This is a genomic window from Cyanobium sp. N5-Cardenillas (assembly GCF_024345515.1).
Lineage (GTDB): Bacteria > Cyanobacteriota > Cyanobacteriia > PCC-6307 > Cyanobiaceae > Cyanobium.
Genome location: NZ_JAGQBG010000019.1, coordinates 1 through 23,155 on the forward strand (window position 1 = coordinate 1; position 23,155 = coordinate 23,155).

22 protein-coding genes and 1 tRNA gene are annotated in these 23,155 nt (G+C 70.2%); 10 read left to right on the forward strand and 13 right to left on the reverse strand.

Annotated features, from left to right (window positions below):
* Together KBZ04_RS02840 and purH are read right to left on the reverse strand one after the other, a co-directional pair.
* Positions 1–412, reverse strand: a 412-nt coding sequence (locus KBZ04_RS02840) for a DUF4079 domain-containing protein (protein WP_254990397.1), incomplete at its 3' end; no start/stop codon positions are given.
* A gap of 67 nt (positions 413–479) precedes the next feature.
* Positions 480–2,042: a bifunctional phosphoribosylaminoimidazolecarboxamide formyltransferase/IMP cyclohydrolase gene (gene purH / locus KBZ04_RS02845; RefSeq protein ID WP_254990382.1), complete on the reverse strand. Its 1,563-nt coding sequence runs from the start codon at positions 2,040–2,042 to the stop codon at positions 480–482.
* A gap of 56 nt (positions 2,043–2,098) precedes the next feature.
* On the opposite strand from purH, the gene KBZ04_RS02850 reads away from it, so the two are divergent.
* Positions 2,099–2,776 carry an alpha/beta hydrolase gene (locus KBZ04_RS02850; RefSeq protein ID WP_254990383.1) on the forward strand — a complete coding sequence of 226 codons (678 nt, stop codon included), beginning with the start codon at positions 2,099–2,101 and terminating at the stop codon, positions 2,774–2,776.
* A 21-nt stretch (positions 2,777–2,797) separates the two neighbouring features.
* Here KBZ04_RS02850 and KBZ04_RS02855 read toward each other — a convergent pair whose 3' ends face one another.
* Entirely contained in the window at positions 2,798–3,169 is a 372-nt protein-coding gene (locus KBZ04_RS02855; RefSeq protein ID WP_216907583.1) for a DUF3155 domain-containing protein, read from the reverse strand.
* A 407-nt stretch (positions 3,170–3,576) separates the two neighbouring features.
* Between KBZ04_RS02855 and KBZ04_RS02860 the strand changes: the two genes are divergently transcribed.
* Positions 3,577–4,707 (forward strand): sensor histidine kinase, encoded by a 1,131-nt coding sequence (locus KBZ04_RS02860; RefSeq protein WP_254990384.1) that lies wholly within the window; start codon positions 3,577–3,579, stop codon positions 4,705–4,707.
* Here the strand turns inward: KBZ04_RS02860 and KBZ04_RS02865 are convergent.
* Positions 4,667–5,443 carry an adenosylcobinamide-GDP ribazoletransferase gene (locus tag KBZ04_RS02865; protein ID WP_254990385.1) on the reverse strand — a complete coding sequence of 259 codons (777 nt, stop codon included), beginning with the start codon at positions 5,441–5,443 and terminating at the stop codon, positions 4,667–4,669. The two genes, KBZ04_RS02860 and KBZ04_RS02865, sit on opposite strands and share 41 nt — an antisense overlap.
* A 125-nt stretch (positions 5,444–5,568) precedes the next feature.
* On the opposite strand from KBZ04_RS02865, the gene tgt reads away from it, so the two are divergent.
* Both tgt and KBZ04_RS02875 read left to right on the forward strand, forming a co-directional pair.
* On the forward strand, positions 5,569–6,690 hold the full coding sequence (gene tgt / locus KBZ04_RS02870) for a tRNA guanosine(34) transglycosylase Tgt (protein ID WP_254990398.1): 1,122 nt from the start codon (positions 5,569–5,571) through the stop codon (positions 6,688–6,690).
* Positions 6,691–6,722: 32 nt separating this feature from the next.
* Positions 6,723–6,893 carry a photosystem II reaction center protein K gene (locus KBZ04_RS02875; RefSeq protein ID WP_254990386.1) on the forward strand — a complete coding sequence of 57 codons (171 nt, stop codon included), beginning with the start codon at positions 6,723–6,725 and terminating at the stop codon, positions 6,891–6,893.
* Between the two features lie 25 nt (positions 6,894–6,918).
* On the opposite strand, the gene KBZ04_RS02880 is transcribed toward KBZ04_RS02875, so the two are convergent.
* Positions 6,919–7,647 carry a WecB/TagA/CpsF family glycosyltransferase gene (locus KBZ04_RS02880; RefSeq protein WP_254990387.1) on the reverse strand — a complete coding sequence of 243 codons (729 nt, stop codon included), beginning with the start codon at positions 7,645–7,647 and terminating at the stop codon, positions 6,919–6,921.
* A gap of 79 nt (positions 7,648–7,726) precedes the next feature.
* Between KBZ04_RS02880 and KBZ04_RS02885 the strand changes: the two genes are divergently transcribed.
* The gene (locus tag KBZ04_RS02885; RefSeq protein WP_254990388.1) at positions 7,727–10,936 is read left to right on the forward strand and encodes a glycoside hydrolase family 15 protein; all 3,210 of its coding nucleotides are present in this window, start codon (positions 7,727–7,729) and stop codon (positions 10,934–10,936) included.
* Between the two features lie 16 nt (positions 10,937–10,952).
* On the opposite strand, the gene KBZ04_RS02890 is transcribed toward KBZ04_RS02885, so the two are convergent.
* From KBZ04_RS02890 to KBZ04_RS02905, 4 genes are all read right to left on the reverse strand, one after another.
* Complete coding sequence (locus tag KBZ04_RS02890) at positions 10,953–11,945, reverse strand: Gfo/Idh/MocA family protein (RefSeq protein WP_216907571.1); 993 nt, start codon at positions 11,943–11,945, stop codon at positions 10,953–10,955.
* 35 nt (positions 11,946–11,980) lie between these two features.
* The gene (locus KBZ04_RS02895) at positions 11,981–13,255 is read right to left on the reverse strand and encodes a hemolysin family protein (RefSeq protein ID WP_254990399.1); all 1,275 of its coding nucleotides are present in this window, start codon (positions 13,253–13,255) and stop codon (positions 11,981–11,983) included.
* 113 nt (positions 13,256–13,368) lie between these two features.
* A tRNA-Ile gene (locus tag KBZ04_RS02900) sits at positions 13,369–13,441 on the reverse strand.
* Between the two features lie 18 nt (positions 13,442–13,459).
* Positions 13,460–13,999: an Occludin/ELL family protein gene (locus KBZ04_RS02905; RefSeq protein WP_254990389.1), complete on the reverse strand. Its 540-nt coding sequence runs from the start codon at positions 13,997–13,999 to the stop codon at positions 13,460–13,462.
* A gap of 117 nt (positions 14,000–14,116) precedes the next feature.
* On the opposite strand from KBZ04_RS02905, the gene pyrE reads away from it, so the two are divergent.
* Both pyrE and KBZ04_RS02915 read left to right on the forward strand, forming a co-directional pair.
* Positions 14,117–14,710: an orotate phosphoribosyltransferase gene (gene pyrE, locus KBZ04_RS02910; RefSeq protein WP_254990390.1), complete on the forward strand. Its 594-nt coding sequence runs from the start codon at positions 14,117–14,119 to the stop codon at positions 14,708–14,710.
* A 20-nt stretch (positions 14,711–14,730) separates the two neighbouring features.
* A complete protein-coding gene (locus KBZ04_RS02915) occupies positions 14,731–15,708 on the forward strand; it encodes a YgfZ/GcvT domain-containing protein (RefSeq protein ID WP_254990391.1) in 978 nt (325 codons plus the stop codon).
* On the opposite strand, the gene KBZ04_RS02920 is transcribed toward KBZ04_RS02915, so the two are convergent.
* Positions 15,654–17,195: a TM0106 family RecB-like putative nuclease gene (locus tag KBZ04_RS02920; RefSeq protein ID WP_254990392.1), complete on the reverse strand. Its 1,542-nt coding sequence runs from the start codon at positions 17,193–17,195 to the stop codon at positions 15,654–15,656. The genes KBZ04_RS02915 and KBZ04_RS02920 overlap by 55 nt on opposite strands.
* A gap of 22 nt (positions 17,196–17,217) precedes the next feature.
* Between KBZ04_RS02920 and KBZ04_RS02925 the strand changes: the two genes are divergently transcribed.
* Positions 17,218–18,780 carry a phosphoglucomutase/phosphomannomutase family protein gene (locus KBZ04_RS02925; protein ID WP_409995931.1) on the forward strand — a complete coding sequence of 521 codons (1,563 nt, stop codon included), beginning with the start codon at positions 17,218–17,220 and terminating at the stop codon, positions 18,778–18,780.
* Complete coding sequence (gene rdgB / locus KBZ04_RS02930) at positions 18,780–19,451, forward strand: RdgB/HAM1 family non-canonical purine NTP pyrophosphatase (protein ID WP_254990393.1); 672 nt, start codon at positions 18,780–18,782, stop codon at positions 19,449–19,451. Before KBZ04_RS02925 ends, rdgB begins: the two co-directional genes overlap by 1 nt.
* Here the strand turns inward: rdgB and KBZ04_RS02935 are convergent, their stop codons facing one another.
* Both KBZ04_RS02935 and KBZ04_RS02940 read right to left on the reverse strand, forming a co-directional pair.
* On the reverse strand, positions 19,452–19,793 hold the full coding sequence (locus tag KBZ04_RS02935; protein WP_254990394.1) for a hypothetical protein: 342 nt from the start codon (positions 19,791–19,793) through the stop codon (positions 19,452–19,454). It abuts the gene before it with no gap.
* Entirely contained in the window at positions 19,790–21,016 is a 1,227-nt protein-coding gene (locus KBZ04_RS02940) for a glycosyltransferase (RefSeq protein ID WP_315860039.1), read from the reverse strand. Before KBZ04_RS02940 ends, KBZ04_RS02935 begins: the two co-directional genes overlap by 4 nt.
* A 253-nt stretch (positions 21,017–21,269) precedes the next feature.
* Here KBZ04_RS02940 and KBZ04_RS02945 point away from each other — a divergent pair, with 253 nt between their 5' ends.
* Positions 21,270–22,340, forward strand: a complete 1,071-nt coding sequence (locus KBZ04_RS02945; RefSeq protein WP_254990395.1) for a glycosyltransferase family 4 protein — start codon at positions 21,270–21,272, stop codon at positions 22,338–22,340.
* Here KBZ04_RS02945 and KBZ04_RS02950 read toward each other — a convergent pair.
* A partial coding sequence (locus KBZ04_RS02950) for a glycosyltransferase family 4 protein (RefSeq protein WP_254990396.1) occupies positions 22,313–23,155 on the reverse strand: 843 nt, incomplete at its 5' end. The two genes, KBZ04_RS02945 and KBZ04_RS02950, sit on opposite strands and share 28 nt — an antisense overlap.

Genomic DNA, 23,155 nt, shown 5'->3' on the forward strand with positions numbered 1-23,155 from the left:
ACAGGGTCATCACGGTCATGTTGAGACCCACGTGCACCTTGCGGGCGATCAGGTTCCCGGCCTGCATCAGGGGGGAGAGGGCCGCTGCCAGGGCGATCAGGGAGGCCATGGCCAGTCCCACCAGCAGGTGCGGACCGACGAACAGTTTGCCGTTGTTGATGTAGGTGACGGCCATGCCACCGACAAGGCCGAGCACGAGCACGGCCAGCACGAGGCTGCCGAAGAGGTAATGGCGCTTGGCGAACTGCCCCTTGATCAGCTCCTTGCGGTCCTCGGGCGTGGCGGTGCGGGTCTTCTTGGCCTTGATGCCCAGAAACATCGCGTAGCCGGCCAGGCCCAGCAGCACCCACATCAGCAGGGGATGCACGAAATTGAGGCCGAAGGCAAGGGAACTGGGAAGGGCGGCGAACATCACGCGTGGGAACTCCACCGGGCCAGGGCCGGTTGTGAGTCCAACGAAGTTACAACTGCCTGCGGCCTCAGTGCAGAAAATGACGTCGGCCGGTGATCACCATCACCATGTCGTTGGCCTTGCAGGCGGCGATCGAATCCGGGTCGCGCTTGCTGCCGCCGGGCTGGATCACCGCGGTGATGCCATGGCGTGCCGCCAGCAGCACGGTGTCATCGAACGGGAAGAAGCCGTCGCTGGCCAGGACCGCCCCCCGGGCCGCGTCGCCGGCGGCCTCCAGGGCCAGCCGGGCGGAGCCCACCCGGTTCATCTGGCCGGCCCCGACCCCGAGGGTGCGGCCGCCCTGGGCCACCAGGATGGCGTTGGAGCGGACGTGACGCACCACCTGCCAGGCGAAGCGCAGATCCCGCCACTCCCCTTCGCTGGGCTGGCGGTCGCTCACCACCTGCCAGCTGTCGGGATCGGCGGGGCCATCGTCCGCCTGCTGGGCCAGCACACCCCCGAGCACGCTGCGCAGCTGCAGGCGCCCGGAGGCCTCCGCCACGGCCCTGGGGTCAAGCTCCAGCAGCCGCAGGTTGGCCTTCGCCGCCAGCCGCTGGCGGGCCTCCTCCGAGAAGGACGGCGCCACCACACACTCCAGGAACAGCCCCGCCAGGTGATCGGCAGCGGTCCGATCCACCGGCCCGTTGAGGGCGACGATGCCCCCGAAGGCGGAAACACGGTCGGCATCGAGGGCCCGCAGCAGGGCATCGGCGGTGTCCTCGCCGAGGGCAACGCCGCAGGGGTTGGTGTGCTTGATCACCACCGCCGCCGGCTCAGCCCCGGCGCCATACCCGAAGGCCGCCACCGTGGTCAGGGCCGCCTCCAGGTCGATCAGGTTGTTGTAGCTGAGCTCCTTGCCCTGCAACTGGCGGGCCGCCCCCCAGCCCAAATCGGCCTCTCCGCACCAGCGGGCGCTCTGGTGGGGGTTCTCGCCATAGCGAAGCACCTGCCGCAGGGGCAGCTCCAGCCGCAGGGGCTGCGCCTCCGCCGCGGTGGCGGGCTGCTGATCAGCCAGGCGGCCCTCGATCCAGGTCGCGATGGCGGCGTCGTAGGCAGCGGTGTGGGCAAAGGCGGCCAGGGCCAGCTCGCGCCGCTGGGGGCCATCAACCCGGCCGGCCGCCAGGGCGTCCAGGAAGCCCGGGTACTGGTCGGGATCGGTGAGCACCACCACGTCGGCGTGGTTCTTGGCGGCGGCGCGGACCATGGCCGGTCCACCGATGTCGATGTTCTCGATGGCCGTCTCCCAGCTGACGCCTGGGTCTGCCACGGTGGCGCGGAAGGGATAGAGATTGACCACCACCACATCGATCGGGACAATCCCCTGGGCCTCCAGGTCGGCCCGGTGGGAAGGGTCGGCCCGGCGCGCCAGGATGCCGCCGTGGATGCGGGGATGGAGGGTCTTGACCCGGCCGCCCAGGATCTCAGGGGCTCCGGTGTGCTCCGCCACCTTCGTGACCGGCAGGCCGGCGGCCGCCAGGGCCGCCGCGGTGCCACCGCTGGAGAGCAGCGCGTAGCCCTGGGCCAGCAACCCCTCCGCCAGCGGCACCAGGCCCCGCTTGTCGGACACGCTGAGAAGGGCCGTGGGAGCCATGACGGCGGAAAGGGCAGGGGAGGAGCCAACCTACGCAGCAACAGCCGAATGCCACCGTGTCCACGGATCCCTACGCCGAAGCCCAGCTGCGTGAAGACGACGGCACCGCCCTCTGGCTGGGTCCCCGTCAGGCCGAGCACCGTCTTGTGCTGCTGCACGGCTGGGGCGCTGACGCCGATGACCTGCTCGATCTGGGGGCGGAACTGATCGGCGCCGATCCCGCCAGCCCCAACCTGAGCGTGGTGGCCCTGCGGGCGCCCCTGCCCCATCCCGGCGGCTTTGGCCGCCAGTGGAACGACCTGCAGCAACCCGAGTGGCCCCAGTTGCCCCAGGCCCGCCGCGACCTGCGGCAGCGGCTGCTGGCCCTGGGCAACACGGTGCCCCTGGAGCGCACCAGCCTGCTGGGCTTCTCCCAGGGGGCCGCCATGGCCATCGACGTGGCCACGGGCTGTGGCGCCGACGCCAGCGCCCCCCTCGCCCTGGCGGGCCTGATCGCCTGCAGCGGCTACCCGCACCCCGACTGGCGGCCCCAGGCTCCCCGCACAAAAATCCTGCTCACCCATGGGGAGCAGGATCCGGTGGTGCCCTTCGCGGCGAGTCAGGCGCTGGAGCGTTCCCTGGCGGAGGCCGGTGGATCGGTGCACCGGATCGCCTTCCCAGGCGGCCATAGCATCGATCCCGACCTGATCGCCACCATGCGGGAGTTTCTGCGGAGTGGCTGGCAGAGAGGTTGACCCCTTCGCCAGCCCCGGGAATCAGACGAAGGCGTACTCGTACTCTTCCATTTCCTCCCAGTCGTCGGAGGCGAGCGCTTCGAGGCCCTCGAACAGGACCTCCTCGCCGATGCTGTCGACGATCAGGCGCAGGGACGGGAACAGGAAATGGTTCTCTTCGGCGTACTGGGCGCTGAACAGACCTTTCTCCCCCCAGAAGAAGCGGTCGGTGGTGTGCTCATTGCGGCGCACGTTGAGGATCGCCGGGGCCATCAGCTCCGTTTCGGCGATGTAGCGGCGCGCCGCCGTGACCGGTTTGTGGGCACCGGTTTCGAGGTTGAACGTGGGGACATGGGCGAGGACCCGCTGACCCGCCAGACGACGGCGACTGATCCGCTTGCGCTTCTTGGACATGGAATGGATCCCGGTGAAGGGAGACCGAAAGGTGGAGTTGGGGGGGGCTGCAGACGAGCGAAGATCGGCGGGAGCCGACGCCGAGCGCCATGGCGGACCCGCCACCCTGGAGAGATGGCGGGTCCACGTCCACACGACTGTCGACCTGAAGCGGGTCGGAGAGGATCACCGTCGGTAACGCCGGCCTGAACCCCCGGAGAGGTGGTGGCCGGGACAGAGGCGGTACGCAGCTGCCTCTGCTGTAGCCTTGGCTGCGAGCAAAGCGCAACACTGGCCGTTACGACTGCAACTTTCCGCCCGTCCGAGGACTGCGAGGTAGTGGTCGTTACCGACAGCTTAAAACTATTTTTGCGTTTCGACACGCCTTTTCCGAAAAAGTCCCGTACTGACGCTGGCTGCGGGTCGTGATGCCTGTCTCAGAGCGGTTTCTGGCCCTGGTGGGCTTCCAGCTGGGTCAGTTCATCGACTGCCCGGACGTCCGGTCGCTGGTGGTGTACGTCACCCAGCAGGGCGAAACGGGCCAGCCCAACCTGCTGCCGGTCGGCCACTGGCCGCCGGACGAGCGGGCCCTGCCGCCGGTGGACACGGTCAGCCGGCTGCGGGTGCCCGCCGAGCAGCGGCGCTGGCTGCCCCTGCGCGATGGCCAGCGCCTGCTCGGTGCCCTGCAGGTGGAGGCCTCCCGCAGCCCCTGGCCCGAGCCTCTCGCCCAGCGGCTCCAGGCCGTGGCCCTGGTCCTCACCGAAGCGCTGCGGCTGGATCTGGAGGGCGGAGAACTGCGCCAGCGGCTGACGCAGCGCGAGGAACAGCTGGGTCTGCTGCTCCACCAGCTGCGCAACCCCCTCACCGCCCTGCGCACCTTCGGCCAGCTGCTGCTGCGACGCCTCGGCCCCGAGCACAACGACCGCTCCCTGGTGCAGGGCCTGCTGGCGGAGGAGCGCCAGATCAACCGCTATGTCGATGCCATCAGCGAGCTGGTTCACCCCGACGGACGGCTCCCCGGCAGCGCCTCCCCCCAGCCGCTGCTGCTGCCGCCGCTGCTGAGCGGGCCCGAGGGCCAGCCCCTGGCCGGGCTGCTCGAACCGCTGCTGCAACGGGCCGCCGCCACCGCCACCCTGCAGGGCCGGGACTGGCACGGTCCCGAGGCCCTGCCCGACTGGAGCGGCGACAGCGGGGCGGTGGCGGAGATCCTGGCCAACCTGCTGGAGAACGCCTTCCGCTACAGCCCCCACGGCGCCAGCGTGGGCCTGCACACGGCCACCGATGGCCCGCTGCTCCACCTCACCGTGTGGGACGGCGGGCCGGCCATCGCGGCGGTGGAGCGTGAGGCGATCTTCGGGCGGGGCGTGCGGGGAACGCGGGGCCAGGAGCTGCCCGGCACCGGTCTGGGGCTGGCCCTGGGGCGGGATCTGGCCCGCAGCCTCGGCGGCGAGCTGGAGCTGGTGGTGCCGCCCCGGACGCTGGCCGAGGCCCTGCCGGAGCAGGGCAACGCCTTCAGGCTCAGCCTGCCGCGGCCGCCAGCCGCAGCGCCGCGGCGATGAGCAGCAGGCCCACCGATTCGGTCCACTCCACGCAGGCCCCGTAGGTGTCGCCGCTGTGGCCGCCCAGGCGACGGCCCAAGGCCACCGGAACCAGCAGGGCCGGCACCAGGGCCACCAGGCCGATGGTCACGGGCCAGGGCGCCAGGTTCGGCCAGGGCAGCAGCAGCAGCACGGGCAGCAGCAGCAGCGTGGGCCGCAGTTCCACCGCCAGGGCGGCCCCGTGGGCGCGATGGAAGCCGGCGCTGCCGCCCGGCCGCAGATAGGGGAACCAGGCCATGGCGGGCAGGGGCGCCACCCGGCCGCTGACCGCCGCCCACACCAGCGCCATCGGCGCCGCCGGCCCGAGCAGGGCCAGGGCCCCGGCCCGCAGCAACAGAACCAGCGCCAGGGCCTGCACCCCACTGGCCCCCACCCGGCTGTCGGCCATCGCCTCCAGGCAGCGATCCCCCGCCGCCAGGCCATCGGCGCTGTCCATCACACCATCCATGTGCAGGCCGCCGCTCAGCCACAGGCCCAGCGCCAGCACCAGCGCGACCTGGGCCACCAGGGGCACATGCCCCTGCAGCCCCCACCAGAGCAGGCCCTGCAGCGCGCCGAGGACGGCACCGATCCAGGGGGCGAAGCGGGCGATGCGCTCGAAGCGGGGCGCCGGCGCCGGCCAGGCCGGCAGCACCGAGTAGAAGATCCAGGCCCCGGCCAGATCCCGCAGCCACGGTGGAGCGCTCAGGCGGGGCATGGGGGCATGGGGCGGGGAGCGACGGGGAGGTGGAGGTGCGGCCGAAACCCCGCGTAGCGTCGCAGCAGCCCCGCATAGCGTCGTAGCAGAGCCGCCTAGCGTCACGGCTGAGCAGGTTCGGCGCCATCGCCTTCGACTTCACGATCACGGCTCGCTGCCCGCGGACCCGGGCCCGCTGCGGCTGCTTCACCACCCCCCACGGCACCGTGCAGACGCCGCGGTTCATGCCGGTGGGCACCGCCGCCACCGTCAAGGGCGTCACCGCACCGCAGCTGCGGGAGACCGGGGCGCAGATGGTGCTGGCCAACACCTTCCACCTGCATCTGCAGCCGGGGGAGTCGGTGGTGGCCGAGGCCGGTGGATTGCATCGCTTCATGGGCTGGGAGGGCCCCCTACTGACCGACTCGGGCGGCTTCCAGGTGTTCAGCCTCGACGCCATCAACCGGATCGACGACGACGGCGTGGTGTTCCGCTCCCCCCGGGACGGCTCGCGGATCGACCTGACCCCAGAGCGCTCCATGGCCATCCAGCGGGCCCTTGGCGCCGATGTGGCCATGGCCTTCGACCAGTGCCCGCCCTATCCCGCCAGTGAAGCGGCGGTGGCCGAAGCCTGCCGGCGCACCCACCGCTGGCTGGAGCGCTGCGTCGCCAGCCACGGCGGCGGCGACCAGGCCCTGTTCGGCATCGTGCAGGGGGGCTGCTTCCCCCATCTGCGCGAGGCCTCGGCCCGGGTGGTGGCGGCGATGGACCTGCCGGGCATCGCCGTGGGCGGCGTGAGCGTGGGGGAGCCCGTCGAGGAGATGCACCGGGTGGTCCGGCAGGTGGGTCCCCTGCTGCCGGAGTCACGGCCCCACTACCTGATGGGGGTGGGCAGCCTGCGGGAAATGGCGATCGCGGTCGCCAACGGCTTCGATCTTTTCGACTGCGTACTGCCGACCCGGCTGGGCCGGCACGGCACCGCCCTGGTGGGGGGGGAGCGCTGGAACCTGCGCAACGCCCGCTTCCGCCACGACCACGGCCCGCTGGATCCCAGCTGCGGCTGCCTGGCTTGCCGGCACCACAGCCGCAGCTACCTGCACCACCTGTTCCGCAGCGAGGAGCTGCTGGGCCGCACCCTGTTGAGCCTGCACAATCTCACCACCCTGCTGCGCTTCACGACCGCCATGGCGCGGGCGATCAGCGAGGGATGTTTTGCAGAGGATTTCGCTCCCTGGGAGCCCGACTCCCCGGCCGCCCACACGTGGTAGGTTCCGGCCATTGCAATGGTTCTCCTCCAGGCATGGCTCTATCCCTGCTGGACGGCTCCGCGCCCCACACCACGCCTCACATCCTGGCCCAGCTTCCCGAGGCCTACCAGGCCTTCGGCCCCCTGGTGGACATCCTGCCGATCATCCCCCTGTTCTTCCTGCTGCTGGCCTTCGTCTGGCAGGCCTCGGTGGGTTTCCGCTGATCAGCGTCGTTCCCCAGCTCCACGCTCAGCGGCGTTCCTGCAACACGGCCCAGGCAAAGGCCGGCAGTGAGAGCATGCGCCGCCAGCGGCTGGGTTCCTTGATCAGCCGATAGAGCCACTCGATCTGCAGGGCACCCATCCAGCCAGGGGCCCGTTTTTTGATGCCTGCCCAGACATCGAAACTCCCCCCCACCCCCATCCAGAGGCCGGTGCGGGGTTGGGGCAGCGCCTGAATCCAGGTCTCCTGGCGCGGCACGCCCAGGGCCACCAGCACCAGATCGGGGCGGGCCTGCAGCAGCTGACTCTCCAGACCGGGCCAGGCCTCGGCGGGCTGATAGCCATGGACGCAGAACACCAGCTGCAGATTGGGCAGGTCGTGGGCGAGGCGCTCCCGCAGCTGATCCATCACCACCGGACTCGCCCCCACCAGGGCCACCCGCCAGCCGTGGGCCGCCGCATGCTCCAGCAGGCGACGGGCCAGCTCGATGCCGGGGCTGCGGCGGACGCGATGGGACTGGCGGCCCAGGGCCCAGACCACCCCGGCGCCATCGGGGATGACCATCCGCGCCGCCTCGATCGCCGCCCCCAGGGCGGGGTCCGCCCGGGCCGCCATGGTCATCTCCGCGTTGAGGGTGACGATCTGGCCGCCACCGGCCCCGTGCAGGGCAACGGCATCGCCGAAAACGTCGTTGCTTACATTCACAGGAATGCCCAGGACGCGGGCACGGACCGGCGTGGTCGCGAGGGCTGCCATGGAAACGAACGTCGGCGGGGAGAATCTATGGCCTGGTTCCACGGCCACCGCCGCCGGCACGCCCCGTTCTGACCCAACCATGAGCACCACGGCGAGCAACGGCGACAGCGGGGTGTCGGAGGCCCGAGAGCTTCTCAACCGGCTCGACCGCCAGATCGAGCACGTGGTCCTGCGCCGGCAGCATCCGATCACCGGTCTGCTGCCCGCCAGCACCGCCAGCACCGTGCACGGCAACTACGGCGATGCCTGGGTGCGGGACTGCGTCTACTCGATCCAGTGCGTCTGGGGGCTGGCCCTGGCGCACCGGCGCCTGCAGGGGCCCTGCCGCCGCTCCTTCGAGCTGGAGCAGCGGGTCCTGCAGCTGATGCGGGGGCTGATGCGATCGATGATGCGCCAGTCGGCGAAGGTGGAGCGCTTCAAGACGAGCCTTGAGCGGATCGACGCCATCCACGCCAAGTTCGACACGGCCACGGGCGATCCGGTGGTCGCCGACGACGGCTGGGGCCATCTGCAGCTCGATGCCACGGCCCTGTTTCTGCTGCAGCTGGCCCAGCTGACGCGCTCGGGGATCGTGATCATTCAGACCAGCCACGAGCGCGATTTCCTCCAGAACCTCGTCTACTACGTGGCCCGCGCCTACCGGGTGGCCGACTACGGCATCTGGGAACGGGGCGACAAGGGCAACCACGGCCAGCCGGAGCGCAACGCCAGCTCGATCGGCATGGTCAAGGCCGCCCTGGAATCCCTCGTCGGGCTGGATCTCTACGGGCCCCACGGTGACGGCAGCAGCTGCCTGACCATTCCCCACGACGCCATCGTGCGGCTGCGGCGTGCCCTGCGGGGCCTGCTGCCGAGGGAATCCGCCAGCAAGGAGGCCGACAGCGCCTGCCTCTCGGTGATCGGCTACCCCGCCTGGGCCGTGGAGGATCCGGCGCTGGTGGAGCGCACCCGGGAGAAGATCCGCAGCGAACTGGCGGGGTCGTACGGCTACAAGCGCTTCCGCCGTGACGGCCACCAGACCGTGCTCGAGGACGTGAGCCGGCACCACTACGAGCGGGAGGAGCTGGCCCAGTTCGAGCACATCGAATGCGAGTGGCCGCTCTTTCTGGCCTACGAGCTGATCACGGCCTGCTGTGAGGATCGCTGGGACGAAGCCCGCCAATGGCGCCAGCAGCTGGAGGAGCTCAGCGTGTCGGTCGACGGCGAGGCCCTGCTGCCGGAGCTCTATCTGGTACCGGCGCGGCTGATCGAGGCCGAGCGGCGCCAACCCGGCAGCCAGATCCGGGTGGCCAACGAGAACGTCCCGCTGCTCTGGACCCAGAGCCTCACCTGGCTGTCGGATCTGCTGTTGCACGGCCTGATCACCGCCGGCGATCTCGATCCCTGCGGCCGTCGCCACCCCATCCCCCCGGGGGCCGAGGAGGTGCTGGTGGCCCTGGCTCCCGCCGATGCCAGCGTCGCCGCGGCCCTGGCGGAAGCTGGCCTGCCGGTTCAGACGCCGCCGGCGGGCGAGACGCCCCCCCTGCGGGTGGCCAGTTCCCGCGAGCTGGCCCGGCGCCTGGCGACGGTGGGCGCCAATGGTCGCCTGGGCCTCTCGGGCCATCCACCCGTGCGCATGGAGACCCAGGCCACCGCCAGGCTCTACCGCCACAACGGTGAGCTGATCGGCTTCCTGCCGGCGGTGCTGGAGGAGGACACCTTCTACCTGGCCGACGATGCCCGGGTGCTGGTGGACATGGTGGCCACTGAAGTGCGGGTGCTGCAGCGCCACTGGCGAGGCCCCGGAGCCCCCCTGCTGCTCGTGCCGGTCCACGCCGGCCCCTTCCGCAGGGATCCCGAGGCGTTCCTGGACCTGGGCCGTGACCTGCAGCATGGCCAGCTGGGTTCGGTGCCGGTGCGCCTGGTGTCCCTGGAGGAGCTGGTGCCGCTGGCCAGCCTGACCGACCTGCCCCCCCAGGCCCTGGCCGCCTGCGATCTGGTCCCCGACGGCCACACCCTGCTGCCGCCCAGTGCCAGCCACCAGCCGCTCACCGCCCGCCAGGAGCAGGAGCTGGAGGATGTCCCGCTGGCCCATCTGGTGGACAGGCTCTGGGCCAGCCGCTCCCTGGAGGAGCAGGCGGAGGTGCTGGAACTGCTCAGCCGGAGGCTCGGTCCCAACGCCCGCCTGCAGGGACCCCGCAGTGGCCCCGGGGTGCGGCTGATGGTGCTGCTGGAGGAGGTCTACCGCCGCGGCCTGGCCGATGCCGACTGGAGTGTGGTGCGCCGCGCCGCCGGCGCCATGGGGCTGGTCCACCCCCAGCTGGAGGATGCCGTCACCGACCTGCTGCTGCGCCAGAAGCAGGTGGTGGTGGGTCGCAACTACACCCACGACTCCCTGCTCAGCCAACCGGAGGGCAGCCTGGCCATCGCCGCCATGGTGCGCCGCTTCAGTGGCGAGGACGGCCGCGAATGGATGCTGCAGCAGGAGCTGCTGCTGGCCATCGACGCCCTGGCCCGCTCCAACGTCAACCTGCTCAGCGGCAGCCTCACCCTGCAGCTGGGCCAGTTTCTGCTGTTGCTCACCGGCGAACTGGCGGCCGAGGCCAACCTCAGCCCCAGCGAGGCCTTCGAAAGGCTCTGCAGCCTGCCCCCCCACGCCATCCGCCGCCGGCTCCAGGCCGTACTGGCCGACGTCGAGCACGCCCGCGCCTCCCTGCAGCGCAAGGAGCAGCTGCACCTCCGCGGCCGGGTGCGCTGGGAGGTGCCCGATCCCCTGGCCGAGCTGCCGAAGGACGGAAGCTGGCTGCAGCACCGCATGCGGCTGGGGGCGCTGCAGCGGGTGCCGAAGGACTTCTATCCGGGCATCTGGGACCTGCTGCACCACTGCCGGGGCCTGGTGATCGGCGACAAGCTGGAGCGGCGCAACCGCCTGGAGAGCGCCCCCCTGCTGCGCGAGAAAACCCCCGGTGAAAAGAACTTCGCCATGCTGGTGGAGCACCTCCTGAGCAAGATCGAAGCCCCGGAATACCGCCGGCTGTGCATCGAAACCCTGCTCACCCTGATGGCCTTCATGGCCGCCAACCCCCAGGTGCAGTTCGACGACGACCTCGCCCTTGACGTGGTGATCGGCCACGCCGTGCGCGTGGGCTGGCAGCAGTGCCATCCCGAGGTCCCCAGCGACCAGTACGGCCCCCACAAGGCCGAGGCCTGGGATCTCTTCTACCGCTCCTCCCCCGCCGACTGCCGCCGCTGGCAGCTGCTGGCCCTGCAGGAGCTCACCGACCGGGAGCTGGCCCCCTTGCCGGGGTGACGCCCGAAGGAAGCGCCTAGATCGGGGCCTCCAGGGCCATGCAGAGGTTGGGCTGCTCAACGCACTGCTCGATCAGATCGGCCAGCTGCAGCGCCCGCGAGGCCTGAAGGCCATCCACGGCGGGGGTTTCCCGGCCCCGCACGCACTGGAGGAAGTGTTCGAGCTCGGCGTAGAGGGGTTCGATCGAGGTGGTGCTCACCTCCTCGATGAAGCCATCGTTGCGGTAGAGCAGCTCGCCATGGTCGGCGCTCACCGATTCATGGGAGCGCCTGTGGATGCGCAGATTGCGGTTGAGAAAATCCGTTTCCATCAGGCTGCTGCGGCAGTGGGCGCTGAGGCTGCGGATCTTGCGGTGGGCCATCTTGCTGGCCGTGAGGCTGGCCACCACGCCGTTGGCGAAGCCGAGGGTGGCATTGACGTAATCGATCGGGCCATCGGAGCTGCGACCCCCGGCCGCGGCCAGCCGCACCACAGGGGAGGCGGCCAGTTCGAGCACCAGATCGATGTCGTGGATCATCAGGTCGAGCACCACCGATACATCGTTGGCCCGGTCGGCGTTGGGGCTGTGGCGCCGTGCTTCCAGCACCACCACCTCCTCGTTGGCCACCACCCGCAGCAGCTCCCGGAAGGCGGGGTTGAAGCGCTCGATGTGGCCCACCTGCAGCAGGCGCCCGGCGGTTTCGGCGGCGCGGATCAGGTCGGCAGCCTCCTCCTGGGTGGCGGCGATCGGCTTCTCGATCAGCACATGCACCCCCGCCTGCAGGCAGGTCATGCCGACCCGGTGGTGCAGCAGGGTGGGAACGGCGATGCAGACGGCCTCCACCTCACCCAGCAGGTCCTCATAGGTGGGGAACCAGCGACAGTCGAACTGTTCGACCGCCAGGCGGCCGCGGGTCTCGTCGGGGTCGGCGACACCCACCAGTTCGGCATCCCGCAGGAGGCTCAGCACCCGGGCGTGGTGCCAGCCCATGTTGCCGATGCCGATGACACCCACGCGCACTGGGTTCATGGCAGGGGCGGAGCAGGTGGGCGCATTATCGATGATCAGGTTCCTTCCATGCTGGCGAGGGTGATCTGCACCCGCTCGATGCGGGGGCCGTCCATGGTGAGCACGTCGATGCGGACGCCCTGCCAGCTGAGGCCTTCCCCCGGGGCGGGGATGTGCTGCAGCCGTTCGAGCACGAAACCGGCCAGGGTGTGGTGGCCGTCCGCCTCGGGCAGCTGCAGACCCAGCTGGCGGTTGAGTTCGACGATCTCCAGATCGCCCGCCGCCGACCAGGTGCCATCGACGAGTTGCAGCAGATCCTGGGCCGTCTCCAGGGGGTTGTCGTCCTCGCCCACGATCTCGCCGGTGAGGTCGGAGACGGTGACAAGGCCCTCGGTGCCGCCGTGCTCATCGACGACGACCAGCAGGGGCTGACCGCTGCGGATCAGGGGCAGCAGGTCGGCCAGCGAGGCACTTTCCTGCACCTGGGCCACCGGCAGGATCCAGGGGGCCAGCGGGGTCTCGGGGCGCAGCAGACCCCGGGCGATGGGCTCGGCCAGCCGTCTGAGGTCGAGCATGCCCCGCACGTCATCGAGGGAGCTGCCGATCACCGGGAAGCGGGCGTGCTGGCTGGCGTGGACCGATTCCATCATCTCGGCGAAGGTCACATCGAGCGGCAATGTGACCATGCCGGAGCGCGGCATCATCACCTCCCGCACCAGCGTGTCCCGCAGGGAGAACACCCCCTCGAGGATGCTGCGCTCATCCGGCATCAGGCCGGTCACACTGCCGCTCTCAATCAGGGTCTCCAGTTCACCGGCCGACAGCACCGGCACCAGCTCATCCCAGTTGCGCGGCAAGCCCAGCAGCCGAAGCAGGCCCCCGCTGAAGCGCTCGATCAGCAGCAGCAGCGGCGCCAGGGTGCGGGTGAGCGACTCGAGCAGCGGCGCCAGCCGCAGGGCCGAGCCTTCGGGGCGGTGCAGCACCCAGGCCTTGGGCACCAGTCCGCCCAGGAGGGTGGCCAGCAGGGCCAGGGCCAGGAAGACACCGGCGTCGATCCAGGCCTGTTCGCGCCAACCCATCCAGCCGGCCACCTGCTCCGCCAGGCCGCGGGCCAGCCAGCCCATGGCCAGCAACGCCAGCACCAGGCCCAGCTGGGTGGCCACCAGGACGCTGCGCATCCGGTGCTGCAGCCTGGCCACGGAACGGGCCCCGGGCTCCTCCGCCTCCTCGAGCTGCTGAACACGGCTGGGCCGCAGGCGAATCAACGCAAGCTCCCCGGCAGCGAAGAAGGCCAGCAGGGCCAACAGGATCGCCAGGACCAGGAAGCGCATCGTTGGGTGAGGTTGGAAGCAGGTTAGGCCCCGCCGCCCGTCCCACTCCTCGCCGCCGTCGCCGCCCTCCTGATCCTTGACCGGGGCGGCGATGGGGGGGCCAGTGAAGCCCATGGGGGTCCCGGGGATCGAACCCGGCTAAGGCGAATTATGAGTTCGCTGCATTCACCAGATTGCTAGACCCCCCGTGACGGCCAGGGCGACCTACCAGAGACCCCGGATGGGCGGGGTCCAGGTGGTGCTGGCCGGCGGCCTCACGTAGGTGGGCCCGGCGCCGGCCCCGAGGCTGGTGCTGAAGCCGTTGGTGATGTCGGAGGTGCGCAGGGGCATCAGGGGGCTCTGGTCGGTCAGCATCACCGACGCCGTGTTCTCGATGGCGGTGCCGTCCCAGACGATGTTCTGGTCAGGGAAACCGAAGGCGACGATCCTGCCCCCATCCCGACCTGGGATCGAGAGACCCAGGGGATCGGTGATCTGATGCAGCAGGTTGACACCCTGGGCAAAGGGTGCAGAAAAGCTGTAGAAGCGCTGCTCCATCACCTCAGGCGCCGAGCGGGTCACGCCGCAGCGGGTGACTTCCACCGGCCCGGTGCCGGCCGAAGCGGCCATGGGCGCTTCGAGGGTGGTGGTGCAGAGCACCGGCCCGGCGATGGCGGGAGCCAGAAGGGTTGCCGCCGCCAACGGCACCAGGGCCGACAGGGGCGCGGCGAGGGAAGCGGGCACTGCCAGGATCGGTACTGTCATGGGGTCGCGCGGCCCCAGCTCCGGGGCGATTTGCTTGAAGGTTAGCGACCTCTGACGCACTTCACCATCCATTCCCAACCGCTCCAGCCGCTCCGTCACCACGATCCGTCAGCACCGATGGTCTCCCTGCCCTCCAGCCCCAGCCAACAGCGCTCCACCCTGCTCGCCCTGCTGGCGGAGCGGGCCTATCGGCTGGGCGACTTCACCCTGGCCTCGGGCCGCCGCAGTGAGCACTACGTCAACTGCAAGCCGGTGAGCCTGAGCGGCATCGGCCTGGCCCTGCTGGGCCGCCTGATGCTGGAGGAGGTGGAGGCCGAGGCCAGGGCGGTGGCGGGGCTGACCCTCGGGGCCGACCCGCTGGTGAGTGCGGTGGCCCTCCAGGCCGCCCTGGCTGACCGCGACCTCGATGCCCTGATCGTGCGCAAGGAGGCCAAGGGCCATGGCACCGGGGCCTGGCTCGAAGGCCCGCTGCCGCCGGCCGGATCCCGGATCACCGTCCTCGAGGACGTGGTGACGACCGGCGGCTCGGCCCTGAAGGCCGTGACCCAGCTGCAGGAGGCGGGCTATGCGGTGGGGCGGGTCGTGGCGATCGTGGACCGCCAGGAAGGCGGGGCGGAGGCCATGGAGGAAGCCGGCCTCGACCTGCGCTGCCTGTTTCTGCTGGAGGAGGTGGCCGCCACAGCCGCCGGGCTGAACGGCGCGGCAGGCTGAACCCCGCCCCAAGCGACGCCATGACCTCCTCCTCCGTCCCGACGTCGGCCGCGGCCGATCCCTGGAACTGGACGCCTCCGGCCCAAGGCCGGTGGTCGCGGCCCGTGGCGCTGCTGCGGCTCGATGGTCCCGACACCCTGCGTGTGCTGCACGGCCAGACCAGCCAGGCCCTCGAAGCGGCCCTACCCGGCCAATGGCTCGCCACCTGCTGCATCGGCCCCACGGCCCGCCTGCGGGCGGTGGCGGAGGTGCTGGTGGACGCCGACGGGGCCTGGCTGGTGATCGTCGATGGGGATCCCGAGGCCGTGCGCCTCGCCCTCGACCGGGTGCTGTTTCCCGCCGACAAGGTGCGGCTGGGGCCGGTGACACCGGCCACCTTGCATCAGCCGCTGGCAGCGGCGGGGCCAGACGCCACACCCGCCGGGACCTGGGCCCCGCTGGCAGGCTCGCCGGGCTGGCAGCTGGGGGAGGCCCTGCTGCTGCCGGCGGACGCGCCGCTGCCGCCATGGCTGGCCCAGCGGAGCCCCCTGGAGCCACAGGAGGCGGAACGCTGGCGGCTCCAGCAGGGCCTGCCGGCGGCACCGGGGGAGATCAACGGGGACACCAACCCGTTTGAACTGGGACTGGCGGCACGGGTGAGCCTGACCAAGGGCTGCTACGTGGGCCAGGAGACCCTCGCCAAGCTCACCACCTACGACGGCGTGAAGCAGCAACTGCGCCGCTGGTGGGCCACCGGAGCCTCCGCCGGGGCCGTCGCCACCGGCACGCCGCTTCACGACGGGACCGGGGGGCGCGCCGGAGTGATCACCTCCAGCCTGGAACTCCCCGGGGGCGAGGGGTGGATCGGCCTGGCCCTGGTGCGCCGGGCCTGGCTGCAGGAGCCTTCGCTGCTGGCCGGGGATGGGCCCGATGTCCGGCTGCGGCTCTCGCTGCCGGCGGCGTTTCAGGCGCCGCCGGTCGGGGCGGGGGGCGGTGGAGGGGCCGGCAAGGCGTCCTGATCCAGCAGCCAGCGCACCACCGCCCAGGTGGCCAGGCTGTCGTCCTGGTTGTACCGGAAGATGCGTTGCAGCTTGCGGCCCAGGGCGCCCCGGCTCGGGCGCCGCGGCCCTCCGGAACCCTCCCGCCACTGGCGCCACCAGAGCAGGCAGCGGGCACCGTCGACGCCTTTCTGGCTCCAGCGGAAGCCCAGCCAACCCGCCACGGCCTTGAGCCCGTAGCTGTTCACCGGCAGAAGCCAGTGACGGCGCAGCCGCTGATGCACATCCACCAACCGGACCCGCAGCCGCTCCCGCTCGGCTTCGCTGGCACCCTGGCGCTCCGCCAGGCGTAGCAGGGACACCGATTCGGTCTCGCCGTAGTGGAGGACGGGCCAGTCGGGATAGCGGGCCAGCAGGGTGCTCAGGCGCTGCCACAGTCGGGCCTCGCCGTGTTCGTGCAGGGCCAGCAGGGGCTGGTAGCGGCCCAGGATCTCCCCCGGGCCCGGGGCCCCGGGCCAGCGTCCGTCCGGCCCGCGCTCCAGCCGCACCAGGCCGTGCAGGAAGTCGTCGCGGGCATCGGGATCGGACTCGATGTCGTAGAGCAGCACGCCTGGGGCCGCCGCCAGCTCCGGCAGGGCGGGGCCGGCCGCTTCGCCGCTGCGCCGGGGCGCGCCCTCCTGCTGCACCCTGGCCTGGGCCACCAGCTTGGGGGCCACCTCCCGGTGCTGCTCGCTGTGGACGGCCAGGTCCTCAGCCAGACGATCCGGATCGGCCGCCGCCAGCTGGTCGAGGCTGGTGATGCCCAGCTCCAGCAGGAGCTCGCGGCGCTTGCCGCCGATGCCGCTCACCTCGCTCAGGTGCCCCTCGGCGGCCGCGACCCGGTCACAGGCTCCGCGCCAGCTGCAGAGGATGCATTTCTTGCGGTCGCTGACCAGGGGCGGCGGCTCGCAGCGGGCCAGCTCGAGGGCCAGCCGCTCGAGGCTGTCGTCCAGCTGACGCTGCAGCGAGCCGCCAAGGGCCAGCCGCTCCCGCTCCAACCCCCGGTCGGCCCCAGCCACCACCAGACCATGGGATACCGGGGCTCGCTGGTGCTCCGCCAGCAACCGCCCCCAGAGGGCGAGCAGGACGCGGTGCTCGCGGGTGAGGCGCCGGCCCTGGCGGGCCAGCACCGGCCGGTAGCTGTGGTCGCCCCAGCGGCTGGGCTCCTCGACGCGCTCCAGCAGGCTCGGGTGGGCCTCCAGCCGCAGCCCCCGGGGGCCGGTTCCCACCAGCCTCAGACCCACCACCCCAGGCGCGCCGGCCCTGCAGGCCGCTTCCCCGTGGCCGGGGCGCTGTGGCAAAAGGCTCTGGAAGCTGCGCAGCTGGTCATCGAGGGCCAGGGCGCGATGGGCACTCCACGAACGCTCCGCGGACGGACCGTGGAGGTCGAGCCAGGCCCGCCGCCGGCAGCGCACCCAGCTGCGCAGCAGACGGTCGGTGAGGACAGGTGCGTCCGAGGACTGGGGCATGGGCTGCAGGCTAGGGGGGCCGGTGGCCTGCCATCAGGCCGGCACCCGCAACGGCCAACCGCCGGGGCCAGCCTGCTACGACCGGCGTGCCCTTTCCCTGCGTCCGCGCTGCGCCAGGGCCTCCGCCCCCCTGCCCCTTGAGGCCGGACCGATCCACTTCGGCACCGATGGCTGGCGGGGCATCCTCGGCGTGGACATCACCATGGACCGCCTGCTGCCGGTGGCCACCGCCGCCGCCCGGGAGCTGGCCGCCAGCGCCCCTGCAGGCCTGGACAGTCGGGAGGTGGTGATCGGCTACGACCGGCGCTTCCTGGCCCCGGAGCTGGCCGAAGCCATCGCCGCCGCCGTACGGGGGGCCGATCTGGTCCCCCTGCTGGCGGCCAGCCCCGTGCCCACGCCGGCCTGCAGCTGGGCGGTGGTGGAGCGAAAGGCCTTGGGGGCCCTGGTGATCACCGCCAGCCACAACCCGCCGGAATGGCTGGGCCTCAAGATCAAGGGCCCCTTCGGGGGCTCGGTGGAGGGCGACTTCACCGCCCGGGTGGAGCGTCGCCTGGCGGCCGGGGGCCTGAGCGTGCCGATCCCCGGTGACACCGAGCGCTTCGATGCCATGGGCACCTACCTGGCGGGACTCGGCGCCAAGATCGACGTGCCTGGCCTGGTGACGGGCCTGGCCGCCATCGGCCTGCAGGTGATCGTGGATCCCATGCACGGCTCGGCCGCCGGTGGGCTGCCGGCCCTGCTGGGCGAGGCCGGCGCCGCCGCCGGCGTGATCCGGGAGATTCGCTCGGAACGGGATCCCCTGTTCGGAGGCCACCCGCCCGAACCGTTGGCGCCCTACCTGGCGCAGCTGATCGCCGAGGTGCGCCAGGCCACGGCCGCCGGCCATCCGGCGGTGGGCATCGTCTTCGACGGCGACGGCGACCGCATCGCCGCGGTGGATGAGCAGGGCCGCTTCTGCAGCACCCAGCTGCTGATGCCCCTGCTGATCGACCACCTGGCCCGGGCCCGCCGACTGGGCGGCCGCGTCGTCAAGACCGTGAGCGGCTCCGATCTGATGGCCCTGGTGGCCGCTGACCTGGGCCGGGAGGTGATCGAGATGCCCGTCGGCTTCAAGTACATCGCCGCCGAGATGCTCAGCGGCGAGGTGCTGGTGGGCGGCGAGGAATCGGGCGGGGTGGGCTTCGGCATCCACCTGCCGGAGCGGGATGCCCTGTTCGCGGCCCTGCTGTTGATCGAGGCCCTGGTGGAAGGGGGGCTGCCCCTCGGGGCCCGGCTGGCGGCCCTGCAGGAGCGCTGCGGCGGCGCCAGCGTCTACGACCGCCTCGACCTGCGCCTGCCGGACATGGCCAGCCGCGGCCGGCTGGAGGCGCTCCTGGCCCAGGACCCACCCCAGGAGGTGGCCGGCGCCACCGTGGTGGAGGTGAACCGCACCGACGGGGTCAAGCTGCGCATGGGCCCCAGCCACTGGCTGATGCTGCGCTTCTCCGGCACCGAGCCCCTGCTGCGCCTCTACTGCGAAGCCCCCGACGCCGACCGGGTGCAGGCGGTGCTCGCCTGGGCACGGCAGCTGGCGGAGGCCATCTGATGGCCGCCCCACAGGAGCCCCCGGCAACGGCCACCGTGCTGGTGATCGCCAGCGGCAATGCCGGCAAGATCAGGGAGTTCGCCCATCTGCTCGCCTCCCTGCCCCTGGAGGTGCGGCCCCAGCCCGACGGCCTGGAGGTGGAGGAAACGGGCAGCAGCTTCGCCGCCAATGCCCGGCTGAAGGCCGAGGCGGTGGCCCGCGCCACCGGCCACTGGGCCCTGGCCGACGACTCCGGCCTGGCGGTGGCCGCCCTGGGAGGCGCCCCCGGGGTGCATTCAGCCCGCTATGCCGACAGCGACGCCTCCCGGATCGCCCGACTGCTGCTGGACCTGGGTGAGACCGACCGGCAGCGCCAGGAGCAGGGCCTGCCCTCCGATCGCCGGGCGGCCTTCGTGGCCGCCCTGGCGATCGCCGATCCCACCGGAGCGATCCGGCTGGAGGTGGAGGGCCGCTGCGACGGAGAGATCCTGGAGGCTCCGAGGGGCGGCGGCGGCTTCGGCTACGACCCTGTGTTCTTCGTAGCCTCCGAAGGCCTGAGCTACGCCGAGATGGACAAGGAACGCAAGGGCCGGATCGGTCACCGGGGCAAGGCCTTCGTCCAGCTGGAACCGGGGCTGCGGGACCTCCTGGCCATCACCGGCGATCAGCCGGACAGCAAAAACCCCTGGTGATCATCGAATGCAGGGCAAGCCCCCAGAGGGCCCGCCCAACCAGGGCGACTCAAGGGAAACATTCAGATCAACCATATTGATGGCCAACCAGTGCCTCACGTCAAAGCGCAGATCCCCTGCCCTGAACAAGCAGCCATTGGTGGCCAGCACATCAACACTTCGGGGGCGAAGGCGTCGACCTGCGAAGTGAAAGACGGTGCGCTGCTTCAAAAAGTTGACCATGCCAGGAGCATGCAGGCTGCCGTGAATTGCAACGGCCGCAGAAGGATTCAGCGCCATGAGCATCAGGCGCAGGTGTCTCCAATCGGTCGCCGGCAGCGGGTCAACAGCGGAGGTGATCACGCGTCCTCACGTTGGGCGAGGTCAGACCAGGCATCCAGGCGCGCTGGGAAAGACGTCTGGTGAGGCGGCGCATTGTTGTTTCGAGCCTCCAACACCCTCGACAGGGCCTCGGCCAAAGCGGCGGCCCGCCGATCCCAGGTGCAGTCCAAGGCGAATCGATGGCGTTCCTGGGCCCGGCCGTCCTGGAAGTGGGCGGCGGCCAGGCTCTCCAGGGTGGCGGCAAGGGCCTGCCCGTCACCGCAGTGATAAGCCAGTTGCGGGGTTTCGGTGATCTGGGCGCAGGTGCCGGTGTAGACGATCGGCTGGCCGGTGGGCAGCTGGGAGAAAAAACGGACGGGGCTGCTGCAGGGATTGATGTCGTCGTCGGTGAGGGGTAGCACAGCCGCGTCGAGGGTGGAGAAGTAGGGCTGGAGCTGCTCGTAGGGGATGGCGCCGAGGAAGCGGCAGCGGGGACTGCCCATGAGACGGGCGAGGCCGGGGACCTGGCGACGCACCGGCCCGACAAACAGCCAGCGGAGCTGGGGCAGGGCATCATGGGCCGCCACGATCGGCAGCAGGTCGATCCGGGAGCCGATCACCCCGACGATGCCGATCAGGGGCCGGAAATCGGCCGGCACCAGATCCCCCGGCGGGAGGGGGCGCGGGGGCGACGGACCGGGCCGCTCGACGGGCGCCTCGGTGGGCACCCAGGAGGCGGGAATCCCGTTGGGGATGATCTGAACGTGGGAGTCCTCTAATCCATAGCGAGCATGGAGTACCTCGGCGAGACGTCGCGATACAGGAATGATGAGATCGGCATGGCGGACCAGATCCTTCTCCTGATCGAGTCGGACATAGGGATAGGCAGCGTAGTCATCGCAGACGTGATAAGCGACGACGGAGGACAGGGAGCGGTAATGATTGGCGAGGGGCCAGAAGTAGGGATCGGTGATGATCAAGGCGTCTGCCTTGCCATAGGCATCACGCAGTCGCCGCTTCACCACGGGGGCAAGCAAGCTGACAAGCCAGCGATGACGGGAGAAGGCACCCCTGGGGAGATCGCAGGGCTGGCGACGCCGACGACCCAGGCGTGGCAGCCAACCACGCCAGCTCAGTCGGGGGGCGAGAAGCTGCACGTCGCAGGTGGACTCCAGCGCCTTGAAGAGGGCACGGTGAGAGGGCTCCTCGCAACCCACCACGAAGACGCGTCGAGGCCTGGAAGTCGTCCTGGATGCATCAGTCACGACAGGACGAGTTGGGCAAGGCTGAATGATCCTAGGGGCATGTCATCGCCACCCATGGGGATGAACTCGGCCACCCATGGATGCCTGAGGCCAGGACTTCCCGAGAGGAAAGCATGCCGACGCCGGGGAGCCCGTTCCCCGGGCCAGCGGTCAGAAAGTGCCCAGACCTGCACCTGTATCCTTAAGAAGGATGAAACCTTCCTGCTTGCCCGCCATGCCCGGTTCTGCCACGGCGGGGGACGCGAAGGGGCCCATGGTCGTCTTCATTCCGGACAAGCGGACATTCAACCCCTACCAGACAAGACTGGCCGAGGCCTTGTCCCGCCAGGGATTCAGGGTGGTGATCAAGGATCATCCGCCGCTTCTGGGGGCCTTCGTTCGCCAGCAGAGGCTGCACGCTGGGGAGGTGATTGTTCACCTTCACTGGCTCAATGGACTGACTGACAAGGCCGTTTACGCCCACTCCAGCATCAGATTCCACATCTGGTATCTGCTCCTGGCCTTGGACCTCAGAATCTTCAGGCTGCGGGGAGGCAGACTATTCTGGAGCGTCCATAATTTGATCAGTCATGAATGCCCAAACCCCTCCAGAGAGAGGCGGATACGTCGGCTGATCGCGTGGTTTGCCGATGGAATTCATTTTCACAGCCATTCGGCCATTGCCTGTGCCGAAACGGACTATGCCACCGCACTGCGATCCAAGGCGATTGTAGCGGCCCATGCCTGCTATACCGAGGACTACCCACCGGACCCGTCCAGGGCGGAAGCACTGGCTGTAGAGGTTGGGATCAGCGAGGACGATTTCACCTTTCTCTTCTTTGGCACCATACGTCGCTACAAGGGGCTGGACACCCTCGTTGAAGCCTTCAGTCGCCGGCCTGGATCCCATCACCGACTGCTGATCGCCGGCGCTCCGATTCCGGGAATGTCGACGGACTGGTTGCTGGAGGCCTCCTCAAGGGACCCCCGTCTTCGCTTGCGCATCGGCTACGTGTCCAACGCGGATGTGTCTGCGCTCTTTGCCCTCGCGGATGTCCTTGTGGCGCCCTACAGCGCCACCCTCACATCCGGAGTCGTCTCGCTCGGGCTCACCTTCGGTCGTCCCATGGTGCTCCCCGAAGCCGCCAGGGTCTATGACCTGCCGGGTGATGCCGGCGCGGAGTACTTTGCCCCAGGCCTCCTGCCGGACGCTCTGGCCCGGATCGAGCGGCGTGATCTCGCCGGGATGGGGGAACACAACAGGTGTCTCGGCCGATCCATGACCTGGGAGGCCATGGCCAAAACAATCGGCGCCGCCTACAGGAAGGCCGGCAGAGCCCGTTGACCCGGTGGGGTGGTGAGGGCCTCAAGCAAGGCACCCCGCGCCTGCAGCCTCAGGCTGGCCAGATGCTCCGCCGCAGCGGCACCGGCGTTCCGGGCCTCGGCAGGGTGGTCGAGATAGGCGATCACGGCCGCTGCGAAATCGCCGGCAGTTCTGGCCACCGACACCCCCGGGGCATGGGCCATCCCCTCCACGCCGGCCGGTGTGCTGATGATCGCCCGGCCATGGGCCATGGCTTCCACCGTCTTGATTTTTAATCCGGTGCCGGACAGCATGGGATTGATCATGAAGAGCGACACCTGATAGATCGCGCGAGGTGACGGCACGATCCCCATCAGTTGCACCTCGTCAGGAAACGACATCGCCTCACAAATCCCCCCGGCGACCGCCAGCCTGCCTGCGCCGCCCCTCTCCCTGACCAGCGGCCACACCTCCTCGAAAAACCAGCGCAGACCAATCCGATTAAGGGGATTCGCCGAGGCCAGGTAACCAATGATGGGTGCCGAAGCGTCTGCGAAGGGCAGGGGATCGGATGCAATGATGTGCCCGACGGTTCTGACGACTCGGCGTCCATGGGTGAGACGCTGAAAGTAGCTGGATTCCCGTTCCTGGATGCCAAGGATAACGTCTGATCGCCTCAGCCCTCTTCGCTCATCATCCTGACTGAGCGAAATCCAGAATTCAGCCGGATGGATCTGCGCCTTACGGAGCATATGATTCCGATCTGTGAAGACATCGTGGCAATCAAGGATCTTCAGACAGCTGGAGTCAAAAGCGGCAAAGAAAGCCGAATGAATCACATAGGACACAAGGACCCG